The following is a 3163-nucleotide window of genomic DNA, read 5'->3' as shown; positions in this document are numbered from 1 at the left end:
GCCCCGCCCGCACCGCAGCCCGGCCTGGCCGTGGTCGAGGAGAGGGCCGACCACCCCGTCGCCCAGTGGTGGCTGGAGCGGGTCGCCATCGAGGGCGGTGCCGCACCCGGCACGGCCCTGGAGGACATCGAGCGGACCGGCGAGGACGCGATGCGGGCGGTCATCCGCTCCATCGCCCCGGGCGAGCCGGTCCCCGAGGTCTCGGTCCGCCGCCTGTCCGCCCTCATGGACCTGCCCGAGGACGTCATCACCGTCGGCCCCGTGCCGGGCCGCGGTGCCTCGGTCCGGCTGCTCACCATCGGCACCGCCGACGAGGCCCTGGACGCACACACCGTGTGGGCCACTCGCATCGCCCCGGTGGCCATGCCCGGCGCCACCATCACCGCCATCAACTTCGGCTCCATGACCACGCCCGACCTCACGAAGGAGACCCCGTGACCATCACGCCCGCCGCCGCCCCCGCCCTGCCGGACGACCAGATCGTGGAACTGATGGTCGAGGTCCCGCCGGGCCAGGTCATCAAGTACGACCTGGCGGCGCTCGCTTCCGCCTTCCAGATCACCGACCCGGGCCGGATCGCCGTGGAGACCGACGGCTCCCGCCACGCCCTGGTGACGATCTACCCGTCCAACCCGCTCGCGGTCATGCCGCCCCCGAGCGACGAGGACATGCTGATGGACAAGTACGGCCGGATCGTCGTCGGCCGCTACCACAACGGCCGCCCCGCCCGCCGTCGCCTGTTCGACCCCCGCACCGGCAGCGCGGTCCGCGCCCTGACCTTCGGGACGACCGGCGCGGGCAAGTCCAGGACGGTGCAGTACATCCTGGCGTGCGAGAAGCGCAACGGGATCGTCAGCTGGTACGGCGACCTCAAGGGCGGCCAGTCCGCCCCCGAGGCCCGGGGCCAGGTCGACTGGCTCGCCACCAGTCAGGAGGAAGTGATCCTCATGCTGCGGGCGGCGGTCGCCGTCGCCCAGGAGCGCCAGGCCCGCTACGCCGCGCTGGGGCGCAACGCCTTCGTCATCGGCAACCCCGACCCGCTGGTGTCGGTGCGGATCGACGAGGCCAACCGCCTCCTGGAGAAGGGCGCCCCGTACCGCGAGGAGGGCACCTACCTGGTCAAGGAGCTGGGGCGCACGGGCCGGTCGGTCGGCGTCGGCGAGGAGCTGGACGCGCAGGCCAGCCACCTGGAGGAGCTGGGCGGCTCCGACACGCTGAGGGCCATGCTCAAGGAGGGCGAGGTCACGCTGCTCCGCTGGAGCTCCAGCATGATGCGCCAGCTCGTCGCGGACGGGCTGCTCCCCGCCGGCACCCAGCTCGTGCCGATCCCCAAGAGCCTCAAGCCCCGCGTCCTGCGCTCGCAGTTCGCGGAGGGAGCCGACGACGACGATGACGTCTGCGACACCCAGGGGTCCGCGTACCTGCTCTCCGGACCGCACCCGACGAGCATGATGCGGCACTTCCGCATCGGCTCCATCCTGCCGATGCCGGGCCTGGACCCGGAGATCCTCGCCCTGTACGGGCCGGGCGACCCCGAGCGCCTGGAGGCCACCTCCGTCGACGGGGCGGGCGAGGCGTACGCGGCCCGGGGCACCGACGCGATGACCGCGCTCTGCGAGGCCGTCCGCGACGAGCAGCAGAAGCAGGCCGCCAAGACCCAGGCCACCAAGGGCGGCCGCAGCGCGCAGCTCGTGGCCGACCGCATCCTCGTCGTCCTGGCCGACAGCGAGGACGCGATGACCCCCGACGAGATCACCCTCCTCGTCAACGCCGACGGCGGCGACACCGTCAAGGTCGGCTCCGTCCGCAACAAGCTCGGGATGCTCGCCGACTCCGGCGACGTCGTCCGCGCCGGGCGCGGCCTGTACGAGATCACCCGCTGACACACCCCCAGCACCACACCGGGGCCCTGGAGATTCCGCCTCCGGGCCCCGGCCCCTTCCCCGCAGTGCCACCACGACGAAGGAGCCCCAGTGGACCACGACCGAACCGCCGCCCCGCTCAGCGCCGACGAGGCCGACGCCCGCGCCCGCCAGCTCATCACCGAGTGGTGCGCCTCGCCGTACGAGGTGCCGACCTCGTACCGCGACGAGACCACGCCGCCCGCGTACGGGCCGACCCCGCCGGTCGCCCAGCCCGGCCGCACGCCGATGTCCCAGCGCGCCACGGACGCCAGCGCCCTGATGCTCTCCGGCAGCGTCGCGGCCCTGTCCGTCGGCGGCGCCACCTCGCTCGTGCTGTACACGCTCGGGCAGGTCGACCCGGTGACCCTCGCCATCGGCGCCACCGGGCCCGTCGCCCTGGTCCTCGCCGCCGGATCGCTCCTCAAGGCCGTGGGCCGCGCCAAGGCCGCGTCCGCGCCGGCGGAGGTCCACAACCACTACACCGGCACGGTCCGGCAGGAGAGCACCACGGTCTCCAGCACGACGAAGGGCCTGTTCGCCAAGAACCGCAACGACGTCCGCTGACCCGCTCCGGAAGGACCCCGCTCGTGCCCAAGGAACTCGACATCGAGGCCCGCCTGGACGCCGCCACCGCCACGGTGCTCGCGGAGATCAGCCGGACCGACGCCAAGTCCGGCGTCCTGCTCACCGCCTTCTCGCTGCCGCTGGCCGCGCTGGTGGCCGCCGTGCCCGGCAAGCCGTTACCGGGCCTGTCCGCCGTGCTTGTCGGCACCGGCGCCGTCGGCCTGGTCGCCGCCATGCTCGTCGTCCTGGTCGTCGTGCGACCGCGCCTGACCGGGAACCCCCGCGGCAGCTTCCTCTACTGGTCGCTGTGCACCGGCGAGCAGCTGCTCGCCGACCTCGATGCGCCGACCGACCGCGCGGCCCACATCGTCACGCTCTCCCAGATCGCCCGCCGCAAGTACCGGGGGCTGCGACTGGCGGGCGACATCACCGCCGTTGCCCTGGTGGCCCTGGCCGCCGCGCTCCTCACCGCCCTGATCTGACCGCCGCCGAACGGAGACCGAGATGTCGTTACCGACCGACCCCACCCTGTGGACCGTCACCCTCGCGCCCGCCGCACCGGCTCCGGCCGGGGTGACCCTGCGGGCGCGGGCCCGCCGCTGGGGACTCACCGCGCTCGCCCTTCTCGTCGCGTACTCGATCGGCACCGCCAACGCCGACGGCACCGCGCCCCGCCCGCCGGCCCCCGCGCACAC

General features: G+C 73.9%; 5 protein-coding genes. All 5 read left to right on the top strand.

Annotation, left to right across the window (positions count from 1 at the left end):
- Positions 1-438: hypothetical protein (locus HET64_RS37780; RefSeq protein ID WP_215111750.1), on the top strand; the 438-nt coding region annotated here is incomplete at its 5' end.
- Positions 435-1883 carry a transfer protein gene (locus HET64_RS37775; protein WP_215111749.1) on the top strand — a complete coding sequence of 483 codons (1449 nt, stop codon included), beginning with the start codon at positions 435-437 and terminating at the stop codon, positions 1881-1883. The genes HET64_RS37780 and HET64_RS37775, both read left to right, overlap by 4 nt.
- A gap of 90 nt (positions 1884-1973) precedes the next feature.
- On the top strand, positions 1974-2468 hold the full coding sequence (locus tag HET64_RS37770) for a hypothetical protein (RefSeq protein ID WP_215111748.1): 495 nt from the start codon (positions 1974-1976) through the stop codon (positions 2466-2468).
- A 23-nt stretch (positions 2469-2491) separates the two neighbouring features.
- On the top strand, positions 2492-2950 hold the full coding sequence (locus HET64_RS37765; protein WP_215111747.1) for a Pycsar system effector family protein: 459 nt from the start codon (positions 2492-2494) through the stop codon (positions 2948-2950).
- Between the two features lie 22 nt (positions 2951-2972).
- Positions 2973-3163, top strand: a 191-nt coding sequence (locus HET64_RS37760; RefSeq protein ID WP_215111746.1) for a hypothetical protein, incomplete at its 3' end; no start/stop codon positions are given.

Source organism: Streptomyces sp. McG3 (assembly GCF_018619185.1).
Taxonomy (GTDB): domain Bacteria; phylum Actinomycetota; class Actinomycetes; order Streptomycetales; family Streptomycetaceae; genus Streptomyces.
The sequence above is the reverse complement of the archived record's forward strand: the minus strand, read 5'-3'. Positions and strand labels throughout refer to the sequence as shown.